Source organism: Rhizobium grahamii CCGE 502 (assembly GCF_000298315.2).
Taxonomy (GTDB): Bacteria; Pseudomonadota; Alphaproteobacteria; order Rhizobiales; family Rhizobiaceae; genus Rhizobium; species Rhizobium grahamii.
In genome coordinates, this window is the sequence record NZ_AEYE02000005.1 from 181,905 (window position 1) to 202,444 (window position 20,540).

At 59.0% G+C, this 20,540-nt stretch carries 30 protein-coding genes; all 30 read left to right on the forward strand.

The window, feature by feature from the left end:
- Positions 1-195 precede the first annotated feature (195 nt).
- The 30 genes from RGCCGE502_RS05015 (at position 196) to RGCCGE502_RS05150 (ending at position 20,538) form a co-directional block, all read left to right on the forward strand.
- On the forward strand, positions 196-1,338 hold the full coding sequence (locus tag RGCCGE502_RS05015; protein ID WP_141652290.1) for a helix-turn-helix domain-containing protein: 1,143 nt from the start codon (positions 196-198) through the stop codon (positions 1,336-1,338).
- The gene (gene nusG, locus RGCCGE502_RS05020) at positions 1,322-1,984 is read left to right on the forward strand and encodes a transcription termination/antitermination protein NusG (RefSeq protein WP_016553079.1); all 663 of its coding nucleotides are present in this window, start codon (positions 1,322-1,324) and stop codon (positions 1,982-1,984) included. The genes RGCCGE502_RS05015 and nusG overlap by 17 nt, the downstream gene beginning before the upstream one ends.
- Before the next feature lie 248 nt (positions 1,985-2,232).
- Positions 2,233-2,457, forward strand: coding sequence for a hypothetical protein (locus RGCCGE502_RS05025; RefSeq protein ID WP_016553080.1), 225 nt, complete (start codon positions 2,233-2,235; stop codon positions 2,455-2,457).
- A 45-nt stretch (positions 2,458-2,502) separates the two neighbouring features.
- A complete protein-coding gene (locus RGCCGE502_RS05030; RefSeq protein ID WP_016553081.1) occupies positions 2,503-2,886 on the forward strand; it encodes an HNH endonuclease in 384 nt (127 codons plus the stop codon).
- 1 nt (position 2,887) lies between these two features.
- Positions 2,888-3,085, forward strand: coding sequence for a hypothetical protein (locus tag RGCCGE502_RS05035; protein ID WP_016553082.1), 198 nt, complete (start codon positions 2,888-2,890; stop codon positions 3,083-3,085).
- Positions 3,086-3,087: 2 nt separating this feature from the next.
- Positions 3,088-3,342 (forward strand): hypothetical protein, encoded by a 255-nt coding sequence (locus tag RGCCGE502_RS05040; protein ID WP_016553083.1) that lies wholly within the window; start codon positions 3,088-3,090, stop codon positions 3,340-3,342.
- 294 nt (positions 3,343-3,636) lie between these two features.
- Positions 3,637-3,924 carry a hypothetical protein gene (locus RGCCGE502_RS37850; protein ID WP_244441670.1) on the forward strand — a complete coding sequence of 96 codons (288 nt, stop codon included), beginning with the start codon at positions 3,637-3,639 and terminating at the stop codon, positions 3,922-3,924.
- The gene (locus RGCCGE502_RS05050; RefSeq protein WP_016553085.1) at positions 3,924-5,633 is read left to right on the forward strand and encodes a terminase large subunit; all 1,710 of its coding nucleotides are present in this window, start codon (positions 3,924-3,926) and stop codon (positions 5,631-5,633) included. Before RGCCGE502_RS37850 ends, RGCCGE502_RS05050 begins: the two co-directional genes overlap by 1 nt.
- The gene (locus RGCCGE502_RS05055; RefSeq protein ID WP_016553086.1) at positions 5,630-6,871 is read left to right on the forward strand and encodes a phage portal protein; all 1,242 of its coding nucleotides are present in this window, start codon (positions 5,630-5,632) and stop codon (positions 6,869-6,871) included. The genes RGCCGE502_RS05050 and RGCCGE502_RS05055 overlap by 4 nt, the downstream gene beginning before the upstream one ends.
- A complete protein-coding gene (locus RGCCGE502_RS05060) occupies positions 6,868-7,578 on the forward strand; it encodes an HK97 family phage prohead protease (protein WP_016553087.1) in 711 nt (236 codons plus the stop codon). Before RGCCGE502_RS05055 ends, RGCCGE502_RS05060 begins: the two co-directional genes overlap by 4 nt.
- 98 nt (positions 7,579-7,676) lie before the next feature.
- A complete protein-coding gene (locus RGCCGE502_RS05065; protein WP_141652296.1) occupies positions 7,677-8,933 on the forward strand; it encodes a phage major capsid protein in 1,257 nt (418 codons plus the stop codon).
- A 67-nt stretch (positions 8,934-9,000) separates the two neighbouring features.
- Positions 9,001-9,183, forward strand: a complete 183-nt coding sequence (locus RGCCGE502_RS05070) for a hypothetical protein (RefSeq protein ID WP_016553089.1) — start codon at positions 9,001-9,003, stop codon at positions 9,181-9,183.
- 3 nt (positions 9,184-9,186) lie between these two features.
- Positions 9,187-9,771 (forward strand): head-tail connector protein, encoded by a 585-nt coding sequence (locus RGCCGE502_RS05075; RefSeq protein WP_016553090.1) that lies wholly within the window; start codon positions 9,187-9,189, stop codon positions 9,769-9,771.
- A gap of 10 nt (positions 9,772-9,781) precedes the next feature.
- Positions 9,782-9,955 carry a hypothetical protein gene (locus RGCCGE502_RS37125; RefSeq protein WP_019279699.1) on the forward strand — a complete coding sequence of 58 codons (174 nt, stop codon included), beginning with the start codon at positions 9,782-9,784 and terminating at the stop codon, positions 9,953-9,955.
- Positions 9,942-10,295, forward strand: a complete 354-nt coding sequence (locus RGCCGE502_RS05080) for a phage head completion protein (RefSeq protein ID WP_016553091.1) — start codon at positions 9,942-9,944, stop codon at positions 10,293-10,295. The genes RGCCGE502_RS37125 and RGCCGE502_RS05080 overlap by 14 nt, the downstream gene beginning before the upstream one ends.
- A 12-nt stretch (positions 10,296-10,307) precedes the next feature.
- Positions 10,308-10,721, forward strand: a complete 414-nt coding sequence (locus tag RGCCGE502_RS05090) for a DUF3168 domain-containing protein (RefSeq protein WP_016553092.1) — start codon at positions 10,308-10,310, stop codon at positions 10,719-10,721.
- Positions 10,718-11,182, forward strand: coding sequence for an HK97-gp10 family putative phage morphogenesis protein (locus RGCCGE502_RS05095; RefSeq protein ID WP_016553093.1), 465 nt, complete (start codon positions 10,718-10,720; stop codon positions 11,180-11,182). Before RGCCGE502_RS05090 ends, RGCCGE502_RS05095 begins: the two co-directional genes overlap by 4 nt.
- A 28-nt stretch (positions 11,183-11,210) precedes the next feature.
- Complete coding sequence (locus tag RGCCGE502_RS05100) at positions 11,211-11,651, forward strand: phage tail tube protein (protein ID WP_016553094.1); 441 nt, start codon at positions 11,211-11,213, stop codon at positions 11,649-11,651.
- Positions 11,648-12,088, forward strand: coding sequence for a gene transfer agent family protein (locus tag RGCCGE502_RS05105; RefSeq protein WP_016553095.1), 441 nt, complete (start codon positions 11,648-11,650; stop codon positions 12,086-12,088). Before RGCCGE502_RS05100 ends, RGCCGE502_RS05105 begins: the two co-directional genes overlap by 4 nt.
- 5 nt (positions 12,089-12,093) lie before the next feature.
- Positions 12,094-12,216 (forward strand): hypothetical protein, encoded by a 123-nt coding sequence (locus tag RGCCGE502_RS38690; RefSeq protein WP_019279700.1) that lies wholly within the window; start codon positions 12,094-12,096, stop codon positions 12,214-12,216.
- Positions 12,217-12,219: 3 nt separating this feature from the next.
- On the forward strand, positions 12,220-14,448 hold the full coding sequence (locus RGCCGE502_RS34450; protein ID WP_016553096.1) for a tape measure protein: 2,229 nt from the start codon (positions 12,220-12,222) through the stop codon (positions 14,446-14,448).
- Positions 14,449-15,087 (forward strand): hypothetical protein, encoded by a 639-nt coding sequence (locus RGCCGE502_RS05115; protein ID WP_016553097.1) that lies wholly within the window; start codon positions 14,449-14,451, stop codon positions 15,085-15,087. It begins immediately after the preceding gene.
- A complete protein-coding gene (locus RGCCGE502_RS05120) occupies positions 15,087-15,755 on the forward strand; it encodes a hypothetical protein (protein ID WP_016553098.1) in 669 nt (222 codons plus the stop codon). The genes RGCCGE502_RS05115 and RGCCGE502_RS05120 overlap by 1 nt, the downstream gene beginning before the upstream one ends.
- On the forward strand, positions 15,755-15,886 hold the full coding sequence (locus RGCCGE502_RS38695) for a hypothetical protein (RefSeq protein ID WP_019279701.1): 132 nt from the start codon (positions 15,755-15,757) through the stop codon (positions 15,884-15,886). The genes RGCCGE502_RS05120 and RGCCGE502_RS38695 overlap by 1 nt, the downstream gene beginning before the upstream one ends.
- A complete protein-coding gene (locus RGCCGE502_RS05125; RefSeq protein ID WP_016553099.1) occupies positions 15,886-16,326 on the forward strand; it encodes a GNAT family N-acetyltransferase in 441 nt (146 codons plus the stop codon). Before RGCCGE502_RS38695 ends, RGCCGE502_RS05125 begins: the two co-directional genes overlap by 1 nt.
- Positions 16,327-16,329: 3 nt before the next feature.
- A complete protein-coding gene (locus tag RGCCGE502_RS05130; RefSeq protein ID WP_016553100.1) occupies positions 16,330-18,969 on the forward strand; it encodes a phage tail protein in 2,640 nt (879 codons plus the stop codon).
- Positions 18,969-19,379, forward strand: coding sequence for a hypothetical protein (locus tag RGCCGE502_RS05135; RefSeq protein ID WP_016553101.1), 411 nt, complete (start codon positions 18,969-18,971; stop codon positions 19,377-19,379). The genes RGCCGE502_RS05130 and RGCCGE502_RS05135 overlap by 1 nt, the downstream gene beginning before the upstream one ends.
- Complete coding sequence (locus RGCCGE502_RS05140) at positions 19,380-19,859, forward strand: hypothetical protein (protein WP_016553102.1); 480 nt, start codon at positions 19,380-19,382, stop codon at positions 19,857-19,859.
- On the forward strand, positions 19,859-20,215 hold the full coding sequence (locus RGCCGE502_RS05145) for a hypothetical protein (RefSeq protein WP_016553103.1): 357 nt from the start codon (positions 19,859-19,861) through the stop codon (positions 20,213-20,215). The genes RGCCGE502_RS05140 and RGCCGE502_RS05145 overlap by 1 nt, the downstream gene beginning before the upstream one ends.
- Before the next feature lie 8 nt (positions 20,216-20,223).
- Positions 20,224-20,538, forward strand: a complete 315-nt coding sequence (locus RGCCGE502_RS05150) for a hypothetical protein (protein ID WP_016553104.1) — start codon at positions 20,224-20,226, stop codon at positions 20,536-20,538.
- The last annotated feature ends 2 nt before the right edge of the window (positions 20,539-20,540 follow it).

A 20,540-nucleotide genomic window follows, 5' to 3' on the forward strand; every position in this document is an offset into this window, starting at 1 on the left:
TTGGAATGGCACAGGGCGCTGGCGCTGGCGCATTTGGGTGACGAGCACAACTCATCCGCAAGACGGACGTGCGGACACTCGCGAGCATGCCATGCGGCAGGTCGAGGGCCGTTTTAACGCTTTCCTCATGACGGCACGCCTGCGGTCGGAAGGCGGTGCGGTGTGAGCATCATGATCATGAGTCGGTTGTTCCGAATGAACCTAGGTGGTTGCAACAGGAAGCTTCTGGCAGTGCGCCTGGCTGACTTCGCAGACGATGAGGGTCGCGGCATATATCCAGGCGTGAAGCGTCTCGCTGCCGAGACGGAACTGTCTGAGCGGACCATCCAGCGCATCCTCGCTGATTTCGTACAGGACGGCATCCTTGTTGTCGTGAAAGAGGCATCTGGTCGGCCCGGACAGGCTACCCGCTATGACTTCGATCTGGCTGCGCTGTTCGGATACACCCCTAAGGAGACGGGTGACATGGTGTCACCCGTTGAACAGGCCGGACGGGTGACAAACGAGCAGGAGACGGGTGACACCGACGACAGAGACGGGTGTCACGGTGTCACCCGAACCGTAATAGAACCACCATTAGAACCATCATCTGAGAGAGAGGGCGCGCGAGCTGGTTCGGAAGAAAGCGATACGGCCCTCGTCGAGGATCGTCGGAAGGTCGAAAAGGAGTTCAAGCTCTGGTATCGCAACTGGCCAACATCCCTCAGCGACAGCGAGCCGGCGGCGCGCCGTGCTTGGGATGCCTTGACTGTCGACGAACGCGCAGTCTGCCTCCAGCGGACGCCTGCGTTCATCAATGCCGTGAAGGCAATCAAGGGTAAGTTCACGTTCTCTAGCGTCTACCTGTCGTCCAGGGCTTGGGAAAAGCTCGACGATCCGAAATCAGACGTGGCGCTGCCTTCGGTCCACAATCCTTTCAGCAGGGCTTGGATGGCAGGACTGCTCGCCGAGCTGATGAAAGCACCCAATCAGAACATGCCGGTGCCCACGGCTTTCCAGAATCAACAACTGAAAGCTGGTGGCGAAGCGGCGGAGGCCGTCCGTCGGGATCGTCTGCGGAAATACGGATGGCCTCGGGTCAATACCATGTTCAGCCAAGCCTATGACCGCAAGGGCGTCACCGTACGGCCCGATCTCGCGGCGCTCTCTGAGGTGTTCCAGCGTGTCGACGCAAACACCCTGGAGCGGTGGAAGTGTGCCTTCGAGAGCCGCGGTTGGCCTTGGCTGCCGAACACCGGGCACGAGTGGTTCTTCTTCCCGGCGGGGGAGCCTGAAGAGGCTTTGAGCGATTTCAGCAACGCAATCACGAGGGAACGAGGCGATGACGATGGAGTTTAAGCGCGGCGCATTCGATTTCGGCGGGAAGGTCTCCCTCAAAGGGATAGAGAAGCTCGACAGAATCGCCGACGAACAGCGAATCATGATCAGCAATCTGGCTATGGCGAGCCGCCGAATCATTGCTGACTATCCCGAAATCTGTGCCTGGTATTGCTTATCCGTCAGAACCGGGAGCGAGTTTACGGTGGAAAAGTTCCTGTATGAGGAAAATGTTGAGGCCTTGGTGCCGACGTTTCTGACGGCTCCAAAGTACACGAGGGGCCGTATGGTTCAGCCTCACAAGAGGCCGGTGATGCCGGGTTATGTGCTGGTTCAATGCGCTGCTAGCGCTCATGCGTTCATCGCCTTGATGAGGGTAAAGCATGTCATGGGCATCATCGGTGGCGCTGAGAAGCCGTTCAAAATCCCGTTGAAACACATCGAAAAATTCAGAGCGCGTGCGAAAGGCGGCGAATATAACTATCGCCAAATAAACGTCGACTATCACCTCGGAGAACCGGTTAAGGTAACGGACGGACCGTTCGCGTCTTTCAGTGCCGAGGTGGTCGCCGTCGATGGCGAAAAGCATCGCGTGACAGTCGAGGTGGAGATCTTCGGTCGGAAGACGCCGCTCGAATTAGATGTTGCGCAGGTCGAGAAAGTGTGAGTAGAAATCGTCTCACGGACAAGCTGATGATCCTGCAGTGAGCCTCTGAGAACACACGAGAGTGTGGGGCAATAGCCCGAGGTTGGTACACCGGTCAGCCCCCGCCCTGAAAGCCAAGATACGGCGATAGATTCAGGGTCAGTGCGACAGCTATGAGATGATGACAGGCGGCCTTGGGGTCGCCTTTGTTGTTTAATGGTTATGAGCTGTCGTGCTGGGCTCATGAAATCCTAGATCAGGAGATCGCAATGGGTATCCGTTGCAAGATGACGTTGGAGAACGTTTACGCGAATGCTTGGGGTGGCTCGAAGGCAATCTTCCGCTGCACCTATGACAAGGCCATCGCTGAGGATCTGTCGTTCTCGAAAGCGACGCCAAGCGGTTTTGCCGAGTACAACATCGACAATCCTGCGGCTGCTGAGCAGCTCGTCATCGGAAAGCAATACTATGTCGACTTCACTCCGGTGGAGTAGTTAGCGTATAGGCGGCCTTCGGGTCGCCTTTTCTGTTTAAAGGGTATGGGCAAGCTCACATCCCTGAAGCCTCGGCTCAAGACCCTCGGCTCTCGGCTCACTCCGATCTCTCCATCGACACGTCAGGAAGCGGAAGCGCAGCGCAGTCGTGAGCGTGACCAGAGCCAGCCATGGCGAGCCTGGTACAAGAGTAACCGATGGCGGAAGCTGCGAGAGGAAGTGCTGAGGCGTGACCTCTACACCTGCAAGCAAACGGGTGTTCTCTGCATCGGTAAGCATCCAGCCGATAACAGTCCAGTGGTTGACCATAAGATCCCGCATCGCGGTGACGAGCGGTTGTTCTGGGATGTGAACAACCTGCAGACAGTGAGCAAAGCCTACCACGACAGCGAGAAGCAGAAGCAGGAGCGGGCTCGGCCCGGCTGGTGATATGGCCAAGGATGCAAGCGAGATCATTGTCGACGGCAGCGAACTGCTGCGCACACTGAGGATCGGTGTTCGCTTGCCCAAAGGCTTTGCCCTGCGGATGTGGATGGCGACCAAGCTGTTCGAGCTAGCAGGGATCGTGAGCGGCATGACCGTGGTCGTCGAGGTCGATGACAGCAACACCGATGAGGCAGGAGCCTGACGATGCAGATAGCAATGATCGAAGGCGCAACGCGTATCATCGGTAAGAGCCAAGGCTACCTTGGTCTGCCTTTGCTGGACGAGGTGATCCACTGCACTGTCGGAGGCGAAGGAACGCCAGCGATGGTCACGGCTTGGTCACCCACACCTGAAGAGCTTGCTCGCCTCAATGCAGGTGCATCTGTGCACCTTCGTGTCCTCGGCACCATGCACCCACCGGTCATGGTCGATGTGGGTGAACCGCCGATCGAGGCCTGACCCCTCAGGGGGGTGGGTCGAAAGTCTGGAGGACCCCCTCGGCCCGGACCCGCGCCCCTCTCATTTAGAGATTTTTTTCGGATGAACGAGAATTTTGACCTCTTCGGTCACTCGATCCCAGAGTGGAAAGGGAAGCGAGGTAGACCCCCATACGAGCCGTCCGACAAAGACCGCAACAAAATCAAACTGTTGCTGGCGCTCGGATGGTCGATTGAGCGAATGGCGAACGGCATCGGTATCTCGCCAGCCACTTTGAAGAGGTATTTTAGAGCCGAGTTGAAAGAGCGCGGGGCTATGCGAGACAGGCTCGATGCAAGGCGCTTCGAGATCGCGATGGAGCAGGCCAACGCTGGCAACGTCGCTGCCCTCAAGGAGTTGGGCAAGATGCTCGATAGCAACGACCGCATGGGAATGGATCAGCGGCTACGCGACGCCCAGGAGAAGAGGCGAGGTGACGCCGCAAAGGAAGAGACCACGCCCCAAGGCAAGAAGGAAGCGGCAAAGGCTGCAGCGAAGACAGCCGGAGCAGACAGCGATTGGGGCAGTGATCTCCTTCCGGGAATCCAAGGGAAACCGAACTGATGGACACAGCTTGGATGCCGGAGTCGACCTGGTCGACTGCTGTTCCAGACTGGAAAGAGCGCATCCGCTTTCGAAGATCCATGGTGCCGGATCTGCCGCTCTTCGATGCCGTGGCGGAAAAGGCACTACGGATTTTCAAGCGGCTCCGCGTGCCGGACGTCATCGGAAACCCCACCTACGGCGAGGCCTGCGACGAGTGGGTCTTTGATATCGTCAGGGTCATCTTCGGGAGCTATGACCCCGAAATAAAGCGGCGCATGTTGCGGGAATTCTTCCTGCTGGTGCCGAAGAAGAATGGAAAATCCTCTATCGCCGCCGCCATCATGGTGACGGCGGCAATCTTGAACGAGCGGCCGGAAGCCGAGTTGCTGCTGATCGCGCCGACGAAAACAATCGCAGGGATCTCGTTTAAGCAGGCTGCTGGTATCGTCCGCCTGGATGCGGAGCTTTCCAAGCTCTTCCACATTCAGGATCATCTGAAGACGATCACGCACTTGAACACACTTGCGGTGATCATCGTTAAGGCTGCTGCCGCTGACGTTATCACCGGCTCGAAGGCCACCTACATCCTGATCGATGAAACGCACGTCTTCGCGACCATGGCGAAGGCCGCAGACATCTTCGTCGAAATCCGCGGTTCACTGGCCGCTCGACCCGACGGCTTCCTGGTGCAGATTACCACCCAGTCGAAGACGCCGCCAACAGGCGTGTTCAAGGCTGAGTTGAAGAAGGCGCGCGACGTTCGCGACGGTCTGTTTGAGTTCCCCATGCTGGCGGTTCTCTACGAACTGCCGCCGGAGGATGCGGTCGACGGCGGGTGGATGCGGAGGGAGTTGTGGGGGCTCGTCAACCCGAACCTAAACCGTTCCGTCGATGAGGCCTACCTCGCGGGCGAGATTGCAACGGCGCTGCGCGAAGGGCCTGAGAAGCTGGCTCTGATCGCGTCCCAGCACTTCAACGTGGAGGTCGGGCTTGGACTACATGCTGATCGCTGGGCTGGAGCCGACTACTGGCTTGCAGCAGCGGCCAAGGAGATGACGCTCGATCGTCTCCTCGCAGAGAGCGAGGTTGTCGTGATCGGTGTCGATGGTGGTGGCCTCGATGACTTGATGGCGATTGCGGTCATTGGTCGTCAGAAAGGCACACGCAACTGGCTGCACTGGGGTCGGGCTTGGGCACATGAGGATGTGTTCGAGCGCCGGCAGGAGATAGCGCCACGCCTTCGCCAGTTCGAGGGTGAAGGGGACCTGGTTGTCTGTAAGGAGGTTGATGACGACGTGAACGAAATCGCGGATATCTGCGAGAGGGTTCACGCGCTAGGCCTTCTGCCGGAGCAAGCAGCTATCGGTCTTGATGCCTATGGTATCGCAACGCTGCTTGATACCTTGGCTGAAAAGGGGATTGGCGGGGATCTGACCTTGGCAGTCTCTCAAGGCTGGAAACTTCAATCGGCCATTACGACGCTGCCTAGAAAGCTCAAGGACCGAACGTTGCAGCATTGCGATCAGCCTTTGATGGCTTGGGCAGTGGGCAACGCCAAGACTGAGTTGCGAGGCTCGAACTATCTGGTGACAAAACAAGCGGCCGGCGCGTCGAAGATCGACCCGCTGATGGCTCTCTTCAACGCAGCGATGCTGATGTTCCAGAACCCGGAAGCGAGGGGTGACGGCATGGACGATTACTTCAAGAGCATGGCAGGTGCGGCGTGAACCTTCTTCGAAAAATGGCGGATGTCGTCATCCGAACGCTGTCTCTCACCAGTTCGGCCGGCTGGCGCAGCGAAGGCGAGCGTGGGGACGCAGGTGAGTTGGTGACTGCCGATAGTGTCCTGAGCATCTCAGCGGTATGGGCCTGCGTGAATCTCATCGCCGGCACAATCGCAAGTCTGCCGGTCATGATCTACCGCGTCGACAAGAAGGGAAATCGTGTCGTTGCTAAGGAACATCCATTGTATCGCGTGCTGCATGACAGCCCAAATTATGATCAGACGGCTGTAGACTTCTGGGAATTCGTGGCTGCTTCTATCGAGCTTCGAGGCAATGGGTACGCCCGAATCGAACGAAGCGTAGGGAATGTCGCCGGCCTTCATCCAATCATTCCGGAGGTTTCCGTCCGGCGTCTAACGAATGGCTCGATCGAGTATCGGTGGTCACAAGACGGAAAATCATACGTCGAAACCGACCAGAACATTCTCCATATCCGCGGCTTTGGCGGGAACCCTCTTGGCGGTCTCTCTACCCTCCACTATGGCCGGCACGCTTTCAGCCTAGCTCGAGCAACTGACAGATCGGCGGCAAGCATGTTCAGGAATGGCTTGCGCCCTTCCGGTGTTCTCACCTTCGAGAAGTGGCTCAATCCCGAGCAGCGGAAGGTCGCCGAGGACAAGCTTACCGAGAAGTATTTCGGCGCGATGAACTCCGGCCGCCCGCTCATTCTTGAGGGCGGAACCAAGTGGGAACAGCTCACAATCTCGCCAGAAGATGCGCAAATGCTGGAATCCCGTGCATTCTCGGTCGAGGAAATTTGCCGGTTCTTCGGAACTCCGCCATTCATGATCGGCCACACCGAAAAAACAACGAGCTGGGGCAGCGGTGTTGAGCAGCAAACGCTCGGCTTCCAGAAATTCACGCTTCGTCGCCGGCTCAAGCGAATGGAACAAGCTCTCGAAAAGCAGCTCCTTACGCCTGCCGACAGGGCAAATGGCGTGACGATTGAGTTCAACCTTGATGGTCTGCTCCGGGGTGATAGCTCGGCACGCGCCCGTTTCTACCAGCAAATGACTGGGATCGGCGCCATGACCATCAACGAGGTCCGCGCCCTCGAAAACTTGCCGCCCGTAGACGGTGGCGACGTTCCTCGCATGCAAATGCAGAACGTGCCGATCACTGAGATCGACGAAGAAGCAGTCCGCCGCTTGATCTCCGAAGGAAAGGGAGCATCCGCATGATTGTCGCCAATGCACTTTCGCTGCTGACGAAGTCGGCAGCTGTCGATCAGCTCCAGAAAAATGGCCCTTGTGTCGAGATCAAAGCTGACAGCCTGACGGAAACGGGCGAGTTTGAAGGGTATGGCTCGACGTTCGGTGGGAAGCCGGACAGTTATGGAGACGTGATCGCGCCTGGTGCTTTTTCGGAAAGCCTGAAGTCGGGCGTCATGCCGAAAATGTTCTGGCAGCATGACCCTTCCAAGCCCATAGGCAAGTGGATGGATGCCAAGGAGGACAGCAAGGGCCTCTTCCTCAAGGGTAAGCTGAACATGGATGTTCAGCAGGCGCGTGAGGCTTACTCCCACCTGAAGAACGGCGATATCGACGGCCTATCGATAGGCTATCGGATCAAGGAGTATTCGGTCGATACCGAAACGGGCGTCTGGACGCTTGAGAAACTTGATCTTCGCGAAGTATCGATCGTCTCGATCGGCGCCAACGACAATGCAGTCATTACCAGCGTGAAGGCAGCCAAGCAGCTGCATCAGCTGACTGAAAAGCTGAAGGCCGGGGACCGGCTGACAGAACGAGAGTTCGAAATTTGGCTCAAGGGATTGGGCTTTTCGAATTCGCAGGCGGAGCGTGCCGCGCGCCTCCATCTGAAAGGGCAGAGGGAATCTGCCGGTGCGGACGAAGCGCTTGCCTTTCTGCAGGCAATGAAGGGCTGACAGCCCGACCATCACCAACCTCATCTAGGAGATTCCCCATGAAGGGACATAGACGTGCCGTTTTTGCGGCGATGTCGAGCATTGCTGTGCTCGGCGTAATGACCCAATTTGAACGTGCTGCCGGCCGCTATCTTCGCGCGCCGGATCACGATACCAGCACGAAGAGCGTTTCTGAACTGGCGGCAGACATCAAGGCTGATCATCAGAAGGCCTTCGATGCCGTGAAGGCAATCGCCGATGAAGCTCTCGGCAAGGCCAAGTCGGGCGAAGCTCTGTCCTCCTCGCTGAAGGAGAAGGCCGACGAAGCTCTCGTCAAGATGAACACGTTGACCGAGCAGGTTGCCCAGATGGAGCAGAAGCTCGCTCGGGGTGCTGGCGGCGAACATGAAGGTCAGAAGACCATCGGCGAGCAGTTCGTCGAGGGTGATGGCTTCAAGGCATTCAAGGATGCCGGCTTCTCGAAGAGTGCGCGCGGTGCGGACCTCAACGTCAAGGCAACGCTGACTTCCGCAACCACCGATTCGGCTGGTTCTGTCGGCGATGCGATCGCTCCAACTCGCATCCCTGGTGTCATGCCGCTCGCGCAACGGCGCATGACTGTCCGCGATCTGCTTTCGCAGGGCCGGATGGACGGCAGCACGCTGGAATACGTCAAGGAAACCGGCTTCGTGAACAACGCCGCGCCGGTCGCTGAGGGCGCTGCCAAGCCATCTTCGGACATCAAGTTCGATCTGGTGACTACGACTGCAAAGGTTATCGCTCACTGGATGAAGGCTTCGAAGCAGGTTCTCGAAGACATATCCCAGCTTCGCTCAATCATCGACCAGCGCCTGCTCTATGGCCTGGCTTATGTCGAGGAAAGCCAGCTGCTGAACGGCGACGGTACCGGTCAGAACCTGAACGGTATCATTCCGCAGGCGACGGCGTATTCGGCACCGATCACCCTGACCTCGCCGACCAGCATCGATATCATGCGCCTCGCGATGCTTCAGGCGGCGCTTGCAGAGTATCCTGCGACCGGTCACGTCATGAACCCGATCGACTGGGCATGGATCGAGACGCTGAAGGATGGCGAAGGCCGTTACATCATCGGCAATCCGCAGGGCACGGTTACTCCGACCCTCTGGGGACTGCCGGTGGTAACCACCCAGGCGATGACGGTCGATAAGTTCCTGACAGGTGCCTTCAAAATGGGCGCTCAGGTTTTCGACCGTTGGGATGCTCGTGTCGAGGCGGCCTACGTCAATGACGACTTCATCAAGAACCTGATCACGATGCTTGCGGAAGAACGCCTGGCGCTGGCTGTCTATCGTCCGGAAGCCTTCATCTACGGCGACTTCGGTCGCGTGACCTGATCGAGTTCGGCTCGTGAAGGAGGGCGGCATTCATTGCCGCCCTCTCTACGAACCGAAGGAGAGCAGCATGAAAACCTACACAGTTCTTCGCCAGCATCTCGGCGACAAAATGTACATGCCGGGTGACGAGCGGCAGGCGACGGAGGGTGACGTTACTCACCTGATCCGAAACGGTGTCCTGGAAGAGAAAAAATCCGAGAAGCGTGTGGTCAATAAGGCCGCGCCGCCGGTCAAGAACAAGAGCGAATAGCCCATGTACCGTCCCGTTCTCGTCGTGAAGCCAGCGGCGCTGCCTATCTCTGTCGCCGACGTGAAGACCGCGCTGCGCGTAGACGGGCCGGACAACGATGTAGAGATCGAGCGACTGATTAACGCAGCCGTCGATCATTACGAGGGATGGTCTGGTGTGCTGGGTATCTGCCTCGTAGCGCAGACCTGGCGGCAGGACTATGGGCGCTTCGAGGACAAGATGGCTCTCGCCCTCCGGCCGGTGCAGTCGATAGCATCGGTGACATATCGGAACTCACTTGGCCAGGAGGCTACTGTCGCGGCCGATCAGTACGCGCTGAAGCAGGATGGCGGCGGGCAGTCATATGTCAGATTCGTCAGCGAGTTCTCCGCGCCGACCGATCTTTATGAGGATGCGCCAGTTTCTATCGAGTTCGTCGCCGGCTGGCCTCTTGGCAGTGAGGGCAAGCCGACGACCCCTGCCGATATTCAAACGGCGATCATTATGTTTGTCCAAAAACACCTCGACGAGGCCGCTCGGGCGAACTGGGACATTCTAGATCGCGTCGAGAAAGACCTGATCTCGAAATATCGACTTCCGCTCATTTGAGGAGAGACCGATGCGCGTTCGATTTAGCCATGATTTCGACTACAAGCCCACGCTTCAGGCCACCATCGGCTACAAAGCCGGGATGGAGCTGACGGTGAAGCGCGAATGCGGCGAGCAAGCAATCGCCGCCGGCAAGGCGAAAGAGGTCAAGCTCGTAGGAAGGCCCGACGATGGCGCCGACTAACGCACCTACCGCGCAAGAACTCCAGCACCGGGTCTACTTCGACGAACGATCAGGGGGCGATGATGGCTATGGGAATTCCGAAGGCGAGTTTCAGGAGCGCTTCGAAGTCTGGGCAGCGTTTCGTTCACGCGGAGGCTCCGAGGCTGTTGTGGCCGCGAGGTTGGAAGGACGCAATATCCTCGGCGTCTACCTCCGTTCGACTTCCCAAACGAGGCAGATCGCAGCCGACTGGCGGATGAGGGACAAGCAGTCGGGCGAGACCTACGCGGTGAAGATCGTCGACGCAGTTACCGATCGAAATTGGGTCTATCTCGAAGCCCAAACCGGCATTTCTGCATAGCTAGAGGCAACCATGAGCGCAGGAAAAGAACTATGGGGCGCCATCTACCAGGCGCTCAAAGCGAACTCTGCTCTTGTCGCATTGGTAGACGGGATTCACGACAAAGCGCCGAACGACCCATGGGGAGCCAAGGGGGCTTACATCAGTCGCGGACCGTTTTATGGCTCTTCTGATGACGCCGACTGCATTCTGGGGCAGGAAATCACGGCTCAGATCGATATCTGGTCGCGCAAGCCCTCCCGCTGGTCGATGGATGACATGATAGCCGAGGTTCGACGAGCGTTGCACGGGAAGGAATTCCCGCTCGACGAACTGGCGCTTGCGACGATGGAGGTTCGGCTCTGGCGCGTCGTGGACGATCCAGATCCGACTCAGCAGCACGGGATTGTCCAGGTTCTGGCTCTCATTGAAGAGAGTGCGACGTGATAGCAAAAATTGAAGGTCTGAAGCGCCTTCAGGCAAAGCTCGATCGGCTCCCAGCAAAGGTCAAGCAGCGAATCCGGGACGCGATGGAGGCGGGAGCGCAGGAGATCGTCGACTTGGCAAAGTCGTTGGTCCCTGATGACACCGGAGAGCTGCGCGACAGTATCGGTTGGACCTATGGCAGGGCGCCGAAAGGGGCCATGACGCTCGCCACAGTCGAAAGCACTGGTGGCGATCTTACCATCACCATCTACGCCGGGAACAGCGAAGCCTTCTACGCCCGTTGGGTCGAGTTCGGCACTAGCGCGCACGTTGCGGGCGGCAAGTTCGCCGGCGCCAAAATCCCTGCACAGCCAGCGCGACCGTACTTCTATGTCAGCTTCCGAGCCAAACGGAAGCGCGTCAAAGGCAGGATCACCCGAGCCATCAATAAAGCGGCGAAGGATGTCGCCGCCGGAAAGTAAACTGCAACCGCCATCAAGGAGACCTTATATGGCACAGCCAACTACCGCCCGTTTCGGCAAGTTCCGAGTTCTCCTCGGCAACAGTGCGACGCCGATCGTTTATACCGCTCCATGCGGGTTCACCTCGAAAAGCCTGACGCTCACGAAGGATCTAACCGACGTCAATCTCCCGGATTGCGACGATCCGGACAAGGTCGCCTGGGTCGGTCGCGACGCCAGCTCGTTGTCCGCGGCGATTTCCGGTGAAGGTGTCGCGGCTGTCGAATCTGCCGAAACGTGGCTTGAGGCTTCCGAGAGCGTCGACAGCGTCCCGGTGAAGATCGAGCTGGAGTTCCCGGCCAAAACCATCACTTGGACGGGCCTTATGCATGTCTCTCAGCTCGAAATGGGCGCCGAACAGGGCGGTCGTGTCACTTTGAACGTCCAGATGCAGAGTGATGGCGAACTCGTACGCACGGTGAGCCCGTGAGCCGTGATGCCAGGATCGAAGTGGACTGGGCAGACGGAACGTATTCGTTCCGTCTCGCCTGGGGCCAACTGGTGGAGCTTCAGGAGAAGTGCGACGCCGGACCCTATGTCATCCTCGATCGGCTTAGGACCCATCAGTGGCGAATGGAAGATATCTCCAGTACCATCCGCATCGGCCTCATTGGCGGAGGCCTAAAACCTGCCGAGGCTCTGGTTCTCGCCCGGCGCTACGTGGAGGAGCGCCCTCCGCTCGAAAACGTCCATCTGGCGATAGTCGTTCTGACTGCAGGTCTTATGGGGGCTCCTGACGAACCCTTGGGGGAGGACGAGGCGCCAAGTCAGAGCGAACTCGGCTCGACGATCTCCCAAACGGAAAGCTCCGATTTGGCGCAGTCTACGGAACCGGAGCGGCGGTCGGGTACACGCCGCAAGAAATAAATCAGATGTCGATGTGGCAGTTCACTGCCGCAATCGAGGGCTACCTCGACGCGAACACGCCTGATGACGGCAAAATGGGCGACAAGGAAGCCGACGAGCTTTTCGAGTGGCTGAAATCGAAGGAGTGAGCAGTGGCAGCGACGGATCTCGAACGTCTTGTGGTTCAGCTTTCTGCGGACATCACCAAATACGAGCGTGCAATCAATCGCGCCGCTAGTGTTGGCAATAAGCAGTTTGCTGCGATCGAGAAGCGCGCCGTCGCGATGAACAAGAACCTAGCGAGCTCGTTCGCCGCCTTGGGGGCGAAGGTCGGCGTCGCGCTTGCTGGAGCCTTCACCCTCAAAGGGTTTTCGGACCTTCAGGACTCCTACATCAAGATCCAAAATGCGCTAAAGGCGACGGGTCTGCAGGGCGAGCAGCTGACGGGCGTGTATGATCAGCTCTACGCGTCTGCCCAGAAGAACGCTGCTCCGATCGATGCGCTTGCCACGCTTTATAGCCGGGTCGCTATCAATCAGAAAGAGCTGGGCGTTACGTCTCAGCAGGTTGTCGGGTTGACGGATACCGTCGCCAAGGCGCTGAAAGCACAAGGTTCCAGCGCAACTGAGGCGCAGGGCGCTTTGCTTCAGCTGTCGCAAGCATTGGGTGGCGGGAAGATCCAGGCGGAAGAGTTTGGCTCGCTTATCGACGGCGCGCCCGTGCTGTTGCGCGCTGCCGCAGCCGGAATAAAGCAGGCGGGTGGTTCCGTTGCCGAGCTTACCAAGCTCGTTAAATCCGGTCAGCTTTCCAGCAAAGCGTTCTTCGACGGAATTCAGGCGGGTGCGCCTGTTATCGACGAAATGCTCGCTGGCTCGACAGATACCGCCGCACAGTCAATTACCCTGCTAGAGAACTCGCTCACCAACGCCGCTGGTCGATTTGGCGAGGCAACCGGCGCCAGCGATGTCTTTAAGGGCGCGGTCTCCAGAATGGTGGCGTACCTTGATACCGTTTCCTTTGACGGTTTCATTCAGGCCATCAACAATGTTGCAACGGCGCTCGACACTGCTGCCACAAAGTTTAGTTCTTTCATTCAGCGGGCTAACGAGGCGACTGGCCTGACGCCGCAGGTCATCAACGATCTCAGCAAGTTCGGGCCTTCAACCGACAAGGAGATCTATGAGTATCTCTACAAGGGCGGAAAGGAACGAGAGAAGGCGCTTGCTAATGCAAAGGACCAACTTGGCGTCCAGCAGCAGATCAAGGCGCTCGAAACCAACCCTGTTGGCAATAGCGAGGTTCTTCGCGATCTGAAGCAACAACGCGAGGCTATTCTCGCTGCGCGTCAGGACGCATCCGCTACAGGAACCAGTCTCAACCGAAAGCCTGTTCAAGGCCCTCTGAATTTTCAGGGTCCGGTAAAGCCAGCGGTCGCGATCGCGCCAGTCGATATCACCCAATCCCAATATGCTGTCCCTGCTGGTGGTAGCGGTAGCAAATCGAAGAAGGCGCGGCTCGACGATTATCAGCGCGAGACGCAGCAGCTCAGGGAGCATACGACCGCACTGAACGCTGAGACTGAGGCTCAGTCGAAGCTGAACCCTGTCATCGACGACTACGGTTTTGCGGTGGCCAAGGCGCGCGCGCAGCAGGACCTGTTGAATGCCGCGCAATCTGCTGGAAAGGCGGTTACGCCGGAGTTGTCCGCCGAGATTGACAAGCTTTCGACGGCCTACGCCAACGCAGAAGTTGCTGCCAACCAGCTCGCCGAGAGTCAGGACAAGATCCGCGAGCGCGCGGCAGAAATCCAAGATCTCAACAAAGAGGTATTCCGCGGCATCGTTGACGGCTTTGTGGAGGGCAAGGACGCTGCAGAGGTGTTCAGCGATGCGCTCAGCAAGGTCGGCAGCAAAATCCTCGATCTTGCGTTCGATGACTTCTTTGGCACCGGTGGGAAGGCCGGCACGGGCGGTAGCGGCACGAATATTCTTAGCGGCTTCTTTAAGTTGCTGGGTTTTGCTGCTGGCGGATACACCGGCGCTGGGGGCAAGTACGATCCCGCCGGTATCGTTCATAAGGGCGAATTCGTCATCCCGAAAAACGTTGTCGACAAGGTCGGGGTCGGAAACCTGGAGAAGCTCCTCGGCGGCTATGCCGATGGTGGCTTTGTGGGCAAGGCTCCAACCCTGCCTTCGATCTCCAGCCTGTCCAGCGCTCCCGCCATGTCAATCAATTACGCGCCTGTCTACGACAATCGCGGGGTGGACAATGAGCGCCTGGCGAGGCTTGAGCAGCTTCAGGAGAAAGATCGCCGGGAGTTTTCGTCGAAGGCGATCAGCGCGGTGCAGAAGGCTCGAAAGAGCAACGTGAAAGGTCTCTAAATGGCAATCGCCTTTCCGCGCGATATCCTGGACGGTTTCCCCGGCTGGTCGGTTAGGTTTGAGCTCGCATACCGCCAAGAGCGCTCGCGTACGGCCGGTGGCAAAACCTTCGCCAAAGATCTCGGCTCGCCGATCTGGCGAGCCTCCTACGTCACGAAGCCCGTGCGGGCTAACACCGTCGACAAATGGCGAGCGAAACTGGCCAGCATGGACGGTGGCATCCAGACGTTCCTCGGCGTCAACCTATCTCGCTGCTACCCGATTGCCTATCCGCGCGGCTCATGGCCGACAGGGGACGCTTTCGGCGGCACCGGCGGCATCACCGGCATTGACGCCAACCGGAAGGTTTTCAGCGTTCAGGGCTTTCCTCCTGGGTTCAAGCTTTCTGAAGGCGACATGATACAGGTCGGTGCGACTGATCTGCATTGGGTGGAATCAGACGCGGTAGCAAACGGCTCCGGCGTGTTCCCAACGCTCGAAGTACGTCCGCACCTCTGGCCGTCGGTGACAGCAGGCGCAGCAGTGACCGTCAAGCGGCCTCACTGCATCATGTCGATCGACCCTGACACGGTCGGCACGCAGACGGATCTTGCGACCGGTACGGGCGCCATCTCCTTCGATGCATGGGAGGTCCGCTGATGCCGCGCAATATGACGGCTGCCAATGTCGCGGCCCTACAGCAGCGCCGGCTCGTCGCGCGTGATTTCCTCTGGATTGTCGCTCGCGATCGAACCACTGGCGCGCCTGTGCCTGATGGCACGTGGAGCGATTGGGGAGATGTGTCGGCTCAGGTGATCAACCCTGACACCGGCCTCACCGAAACCCGTGACTTCTACGGCTCCGGAACGCTGGTCCATATGAGCGATATCCCGCTCGTCAAGAACATGAGCGTGCAGAACATCACGATCAGCATGTCGCAGATCAATGATCACGTGCAGCAGCTCGCACGCGACTACGACGTTCGTCAGGCTCGTGTCGAGGTCTACCGCGGCCTCTTCGATCCGGAGACGCGGCAGATGGTGGCGCCGGCTGAAAACCGCTTCGTTGGCTTCGCTGACAATCTCGTTATCGAGACGCCGAGCGAGAACGAGGAGGGCGGTATCACCCTGACCTGTGTCAGCCATACGCAGGAGATGACCAGGGCGAATGCCGAGACCCGTAGCCACGAGACGCAGGTTCTGCGGAACGCCGCCGACGCCTTCTACAAGGATGCGGCGACGACACCGACGTGGAAGATCTGGTGGGGCTCGCAGAAGGGTGTCGTTCCCACGCAGAAGAAGCGCAAGAAGTTTCTAGGGATATTCTGATGCGGGAGCTGTTAGCGAAAGAGGCCATGCTCATCGTCGCATTGCGGTTTGCAATCGCCAATGGCATGCGACTAACCTATCGCGGCACGCTTTGCTATGAGCCCCGCGACTTCAGCTACTGGGGCGCCTGATGCATATTCACGAGGCGCGCCTCAGCCATCTGCCAGCACTTGTCGCGCTAGCGGAACGCTTCCACGTGGAGATCGGGGGCCCATATCCCTTCAAGATTGACCGTGTGCGCGCTTTCCTCTCTCAAGCGATCACGAGCGCGGAATTTCTCACGTTGCTCGCTGGTGAGTCTCCCTGTGGGTTCCTGATCGCGCGCGCTGGCACCAACTACCTGACAGGCGAGCGCATGGCGGAAGAGGTGGCGATGTTCGTCGAGCCCGCCTCTCGATCGGCGGGGCTGGCTGCCGCACTGATAAGCGAGTTTGAGGCGTGGGCAATGTCGACGGGATGCTCTGTCGTCAAGCTGACGTCGCAGCACTCGGCACGGCCCGAAGCGGTCGCGCGGCTCTATCGGCGCAGCGGTTATGCCGCGGCAGAGACTGCTTTCATCAAAAGGCTTTAACTGATGGCAATTTTCACGGCTCTGGCGGCGGGTTTCTCCGCTGTTAGCTCCTTTATTGGCAGCCTCGGCGCATTTGGCACCTTTGCGCTGCGCACTGCTGTCGGGGTTGGCTTGAGCCTTGCCGCTCAGGCTTTGGCTGGAAAGCAGAAAGACACTACGAACTTCTCCATCAATGGGGATATTCAGGGCGGTGGCGATCTCGCGCGCTCGTTCATCCTCGGTCGCTATGCGACGGCCGGCAGCCTCGTCTGGTCTAACACCTGGGGCAATGACGGTGACACTCCGAATGCGTGGTTTACGCAGGTCATCGCCCTTTCCGACCTGCCTATCACCGGCCTCGTCGAGATCTGGGTTGATGGCAAGCAGGTCACCTATGACCCGGCCGGCAACAATAACACCGACTTCGGCTATTCTATCCCGGAATATGAGAACAGCGGCCCGAACCTCTACGTCAAGTTTTACAACGGCAAGCAGACGGCTGCTGATCCCGCGCTCTACACCTATGCCCAGAGCATAGAGCGGCCGTGGGGCGTCGATCGCATCGGCTATGGGGTTGCCTATGCCGTCGTGCATGCACGCGCGACGAAGAACATGTTCAGCGGCTTCCCGGCTGTCACCTTCGTCGTCGATGGCATGCCGCTCTATGACCCATCCAAGGATTCGACCGTCGTCGGCGGTTCTGGGCCTCAGCGCTTCAGCGATCCGTCCACGTGGGGCGGTGATGGCGACCGGCTGCCTGCGGTGCAGATCTACAACATCATGCGCGGCCTGCGCTATGGAACGCGGTGGGTCTATGGCGTACAGGGCCTGACGACGGCTCGCCTGCCGGTACAGAACTGGATCACGGCAATCAATAAGTGCCGGCAGGTAATCGTTTCGACCTCGGGCGACGGCATCCAGTATCAGTCCGGTGGCGAGATCTCTGTTGATCAGCCCGTCAATGCGACGGTCGAGAACCTGCTGACGGCCTGCCAAGGCTCACTCTCCGAGATTGGTGGCGTCTACCGCCTCTTTCTCGGCGAACCCGGCACACCAACGATCAGCTTTACGGATGACGATATCCTGTCGACTGATGGGCAGACATTCACGCCGTTCTATGGCTTGGCCGATACCATCAACGGGATTAGCGGCACCTACCCGGAGCCTTCGAACGGCTGGGTGATGCAGACGGCGCGCCCATACCTGCGCCCGGATCTCGAAGCGGCTGACGGCGGCCGGCGTCTCCTGGCTGACGTGTCCTTCGACCTGGTCCCCTACGCCGAGCAGGTGCAGCGGCTGATGAAGTCGGCGCTCCTGGCGGCGCTGCGCGCCCGCCGACACACGATCGTCCTGCCGCCGAGCTTCTGGCCATATGCGGTCCCCGGTGAGGTGCTGCAATGGACATCGGCACGCAACGGCTATGTGAACAAGTGGTTCGTGATCGATGGTGCTGTCGATCGCGCCAACCTCGATGTCATGGTCGACATCACCGAGGTCGATCCGTCCGATTACGATTGGGACTCTGAAACCGAGTTCCATCCGCCTGTTGACGGTGCGGTCGGTCCTGTTGTTCCCCAGCCGCAGCCGATCATCGATTGGTTCGTCGAGCCCTATGTGCTGCTCGACAACGCCAGCAACAGCCGCAGGCCTGCCATTCGCATGGTCTGGGACAACTCACCGGGCGGCCTGATTGGCGTCATCGGCGTCCAGTGGGAAGTGCGGGACGCGGCAACCTTCGAAGTCATCTATCGCGGCAACACGCTGCGCGCCGATGTTGGCTCGGTCATCATCGCGCAGAACCTCCTACCGAATAACGCCTATGGCGTGCGCGGTCAGCTGGTGCCCTCCGATCCGGACAGGCTAATGGAGTGGAGCGACTGGCTCCCGGTCACCACTCCGAACGTCCTGCTGACGGATATGGATATCTATCTGCCCGGTGTCGTCGAGGGCGTCGAGGAGCTGGTCAACGATGCCACCGCGTGGATTCGCGATGGCACGCGTCAGACCATCCTTGAAGCGCAGCGGATCTCGCGACTTCAGGCTGACGAGGATTTCGGCAGCTTCCTCGCTCGCCAGCAGCTCCGCACGGAAATGGTGCTTACGAACGGCAGCATCACGGCAAGCTACCTCAACGCGATCACCATCGCGACGGGTCCGAATTCGGCTCTGGCGCTCCGCCTCGAGGAGTTGGAAGTCTATGTCGACACGACGGTGGCGAGCGCGATCGACTCGCTGCAGGTGCAGATCGACGAACAGGGCGATGCACTGGCTTCAGCTATCACCGCTCTCTCGGCGGCATCCAGTGCCGGGGACGTGGCGACGGCCAACTTCCGGATGACCGTCAATGCGGGACCGTCCGGATATGCGGCGCGTATCGGTGCGGAGGCTCGTGCGGGTGGCGCTGGCGCGTTCCGTGCGGCTGCCTGGTACCTCGACGTGCCGAGCACGCCGTCGCAGCCCACGCGCTTCCTTGTGGTGGCCGAGCAGTTCGTTGTCGCCAACCAGGCCGACCTCGGCAACGTCAGCAACCCGCTTGTGTTCCAGTCCGGTGTCCTGTCGCTCAACGTTGCAAACATCGGGACGGTGAACACCGGCATCCTGCAAAGCCCGAACGGCAAGATGGTGATCACACTGACGGCCGGCACAATCGAGATCTACGACTGATGGCAAGACGGATCAGACTAACGCCCGGCCGCGTCGTGATCTCCAAGCCGGGCTTTGACGCGGCGAATGCAGACACGATCGGAGACCGTAACAAGGTCTTCGACTCCAATTGGAACTTCTCCGGCACAATGCTCCAGGCGGGCAGGGCGGCAGGATGGAACCAAGCAAGCAATGCGCCGATCACCATTCCGTTCGGTCGCACCTACAGCTTCGTCCCGGCAGCTCGTGTCGTTGGCTTTTACAGGGCAAACGGCGGCTTCCCGACGATCACCGGCTATCAGGCCTACGTCGACACGTGCCAGTGGGGAGCGAACTCGCGCGTCTTTCAGGACCGGATCTATCTGGAGTCCGATACGGACAACGCGACCGCCTCTGAATACATTCTCTGGCAGATTTACGGGGTTCGGTGAATGGCGCGGCGCACGAGAATAGGGCCGCACATCACGACGGGGGAGCCGGGGGTCTACATCAGCCATCCCGGCGTCGACGTCGCCAACACGGCCATACCGTACCTGCTGGACTCGCGATACAAGAACCTCGACCTGCTGACATACGGTGCCGTCGGCATGAGCCGCATGAACGCGGTCTCGGAGACGATCTACTACGCAACCGTGACAATTCCGGATCTCGGCTATCAGCCGCAGTTTTACGCGAACATGGTCTACACCTCAGGCAATGCTGGGGGCATCCCGGTCAATGCTGCCTACTGGCCGTCGTCGGGGGTCACTTTCTACACAAACGCTGGCAATAGCCAGTTCACGCCTCAGTATACCGGCGTCTGGATGCCGAACCGCTTCACGATCTGCGCGCAGTCGAACATCCTGCAGGGCAACGTCAGTGGCAACATGGCGCTCTACTACGTCGTCTTCAAAAATCCGGAGACCGCTTAATGGGAAGGCGCGTGTTTATCGGCAACGACGCCGGCGTCATGAAGTTTCGGGCAACGAACCTAACGACGATCGACTCTCGCTACGCCGACATAAGTCAGCTGACGATCCATGAGCAGATGGCGCCGATGGTGCCGAAAGATTCGGGCGTAGCCGTCTTCAACGTCACCGGCTCCATCAATGTCGGTCTTACGAAGTCGTATTCGTACCCGCCGTTCATCCTGCTCAAATCAAATATCGGCGTGGTGCCGGGCTATCCCAACCTCTGGGCTACGATCAACCCCAACAGTCTCGTCGTCACCATATCGACCCGGTTCGTTCACACCGTAACCTGGTACGCCTTCGACGAGCTCGTCTAGGAGCCTCAATGTCTGAAGAGAACAAACTCACGATCTCGCCGCAGGTGCAACTGGTCGAGATTTCCGCGCAGAAGGCCTTCCTTGAGCAGCGCGTACTGATGCTGTCGCAGCTGCTGCATGACAAGGCCGACGAGGTGCTTGCCCTTCAGCACGATGTCAACGAGCGCAACGAAGGCAATGCCGAGCTTGCAAGGCGCATCGAGGAACTCACCATTCGACTGCAGGCGGCGGAGAGCGATGCTGCCGAGTTCGAGAGGCAGATGTACCTCGCGCTCAATCCGCAGCCGGCACCTGCCGGCGATGCTACCCAACCCGAAATCTGAGA

Bases quoted from the DNA above. Each gene is read 5' to 3' on its own strand.
- RGCCGE502_RS37850 (WP_244441670.1), top strand. From the start codon at position 3,637: ATGCGAGACAGGCTCGATGCAAGGCGCTTCGAGATCGCGATGGAGCAG.
- RGCCGE502_RS05030 (WP_016553081.1), top strand. From the start codon at position 2,503: ATGGGCAAGCTCACATCCCTGAAGCCTCGGCTCAAGACCCTCGGCTCT.
- RGCCGE502_RS05075 (WP_016553090.1), top strand. From the start codon at position 9,187: ATGTACCGTCCCGTTCTCGTCGTGAAGCCAGCGGCGCTGCCTATCTCT.
- RGCCGE502_RS05015 (WP_141652290.1), top strand. From the start codon at position 196: ATGAACCTAGGTGGTTGCAACAGGAAGCTTCTGGCAGTGCGCCTGGCT.
- RGCCGE502_RS05080 (WP_016553091.1), top strand. From the start codon at position 9,942: ATGGCGCCGACTAACGCACCTACCGCGCAAGAACTCCAGCACCGGGTC.
- RGCCGE502_RS05125 (WP_016553099.1), top strand. From the start codon at position 15,886: ATGCATATTCACGAGGCGCGCCTCAGCCATCTGCCAGCACTTGTCGCG.
- RGCCGE502_RS05070 (WP_016553089.1), top strand. From the start codon at position 9,001: ATGAAAACCTACACAGTTCTTCGCCAGCATCTCGGCGACAAAATGTAC.
- RGCCGE502_RS37125 (WP_019279699.1), top strand. From the start codon at position 9,782: ATGCGCGTTCGATTTAGCCATGATTTCGACTACAAGCCCACGCTTCAG.
- RGCCGE502_RS05120 (WP_016553098.1), top strand. From the start codon at position 15,087: ATGCCGCGCAATATGACGGCTGCCAATGTCGCGGCCCTACAGCAGCGC.
- RGCCGE502_RS05145 (WP_016553103.1), top strand. From the start codon at position 19,859: ATGGGAAGGCGCGTGTTTATCGGCAACGACGCCGGCGTCATGAAGTTT.
- RGCCGE502_RS05115 (WP_016553097.1), top strand. From the start codon at position 14,449: ATGGCAATCGCCTTTCCGCGCGATATCCTGGACGGTTTCCCCGGCTGG.
- RGCCGE502_RS05090 (WP_016553092.1), top strand. From the start codon at position 10,308: ATGAGCGCAGGAAAAGAACTATGGGGCGCCATCTACCAGGCGCTCAAA.
- RGCCGE502_RS05100 (WP_016553094.1), top strand. From the start codon at position 11,211: ATGGCACAGCCAACTACCGCCCGTTTCGGCAAGTTCCGAGTTCTCCTC.
- RGCCGE502_RS38695 (WP_019279701.1), top strand. From the start codon at position 15,755: ATGCGGGAGCTGTTAGCGAAAGAGGCCATGCTCATCGTCGCATTGCGG.
- RGCCGE502_RS05040 (WP_016553083.1), top strand. From the start codon at position 3,088: ATGCAGATAGCAATGATCGAAGGCGCAACGCGTATCATCGGTAAGAGC.
- nusG (WP_016553079.1), top strand. From the start codon at position 1,322: ATGACGATGGAGTTTAAGCGCGGCGCATTCGATTTCGGCGGGAAGGTC.
- RGCCGE502_RS38690 (WP_019279700.1), top strand. From the start codon at position 12,094: ATGTCGATGTGGCAGTTCACTGCCGCAATCGAGGGCTACCTCGACGCG.
- RGCCGE502_RS05150 (WP_016553104.1), top strand. From the start codon at position 20,224: ATGTCTGAAGAGAACAAACTCACGATCTCGCCGCAGGTGCAACTGGTC.
- RGCCGE502_RS05025 (WP_016553080.1), top strand. From the start codon at position 2,233: ATGGGTATCCGTTGCAAGATGACGTTGGAGAACGTTTACGCGAATGCT.
- RGCCGE502_RS05065 (WP_141652296.1), top strand. From the start codon at position 7,677: ATGACCCAATTTGAACGTGCTGCCGGCCGCTATCTTCGCGCGCCGGAT.
- RGCCGE502_RS05140 (WP_016553102.1), top strand. From the start codon at position 19,380: ATGGCGCGGCGCACGAGAATAGGGCCGCACATCACGACGGGGGAGCCG.
- RGCCGE502_RS05035 (WP_016553082.1), top strand. From the start codon at position 2,888: ATGGCCAAGGATGCAAGCGAGATCATTGTCGACGGCAGCGAACTGCTG.
- RGCCGE502_RS05130 (WP_016553100.1), top strand. From the start codon at position 16,330: ATGGCAATTTTCACGGCTCTGGCGGCGGGTTTCTCCGCTGTTAGCTCC.
- RGCCGE502_RS05050 (WP_016553085.1), top strand. From the start codon at position 3,924: ATGGACACAGCTTGGATGCCGGAGTCGACCTGGTCGACTGCTGTTCCA.
- RGCCGE502_RS05060 (WP_016553087.1), top strand. From the start codon at position 6,868: ATGATTGTCGCCAATGCACTTTCGCTGCTGACGAAGTCGGCAGCTGTC.
- RGCCGE502_RS05135 (WP_016553101.1), top strand. From the start codon at position 18,969: ATGGCAAGACGGATCAGACTAACGCCCGGCCGCGTCGTGATCTCCAAG.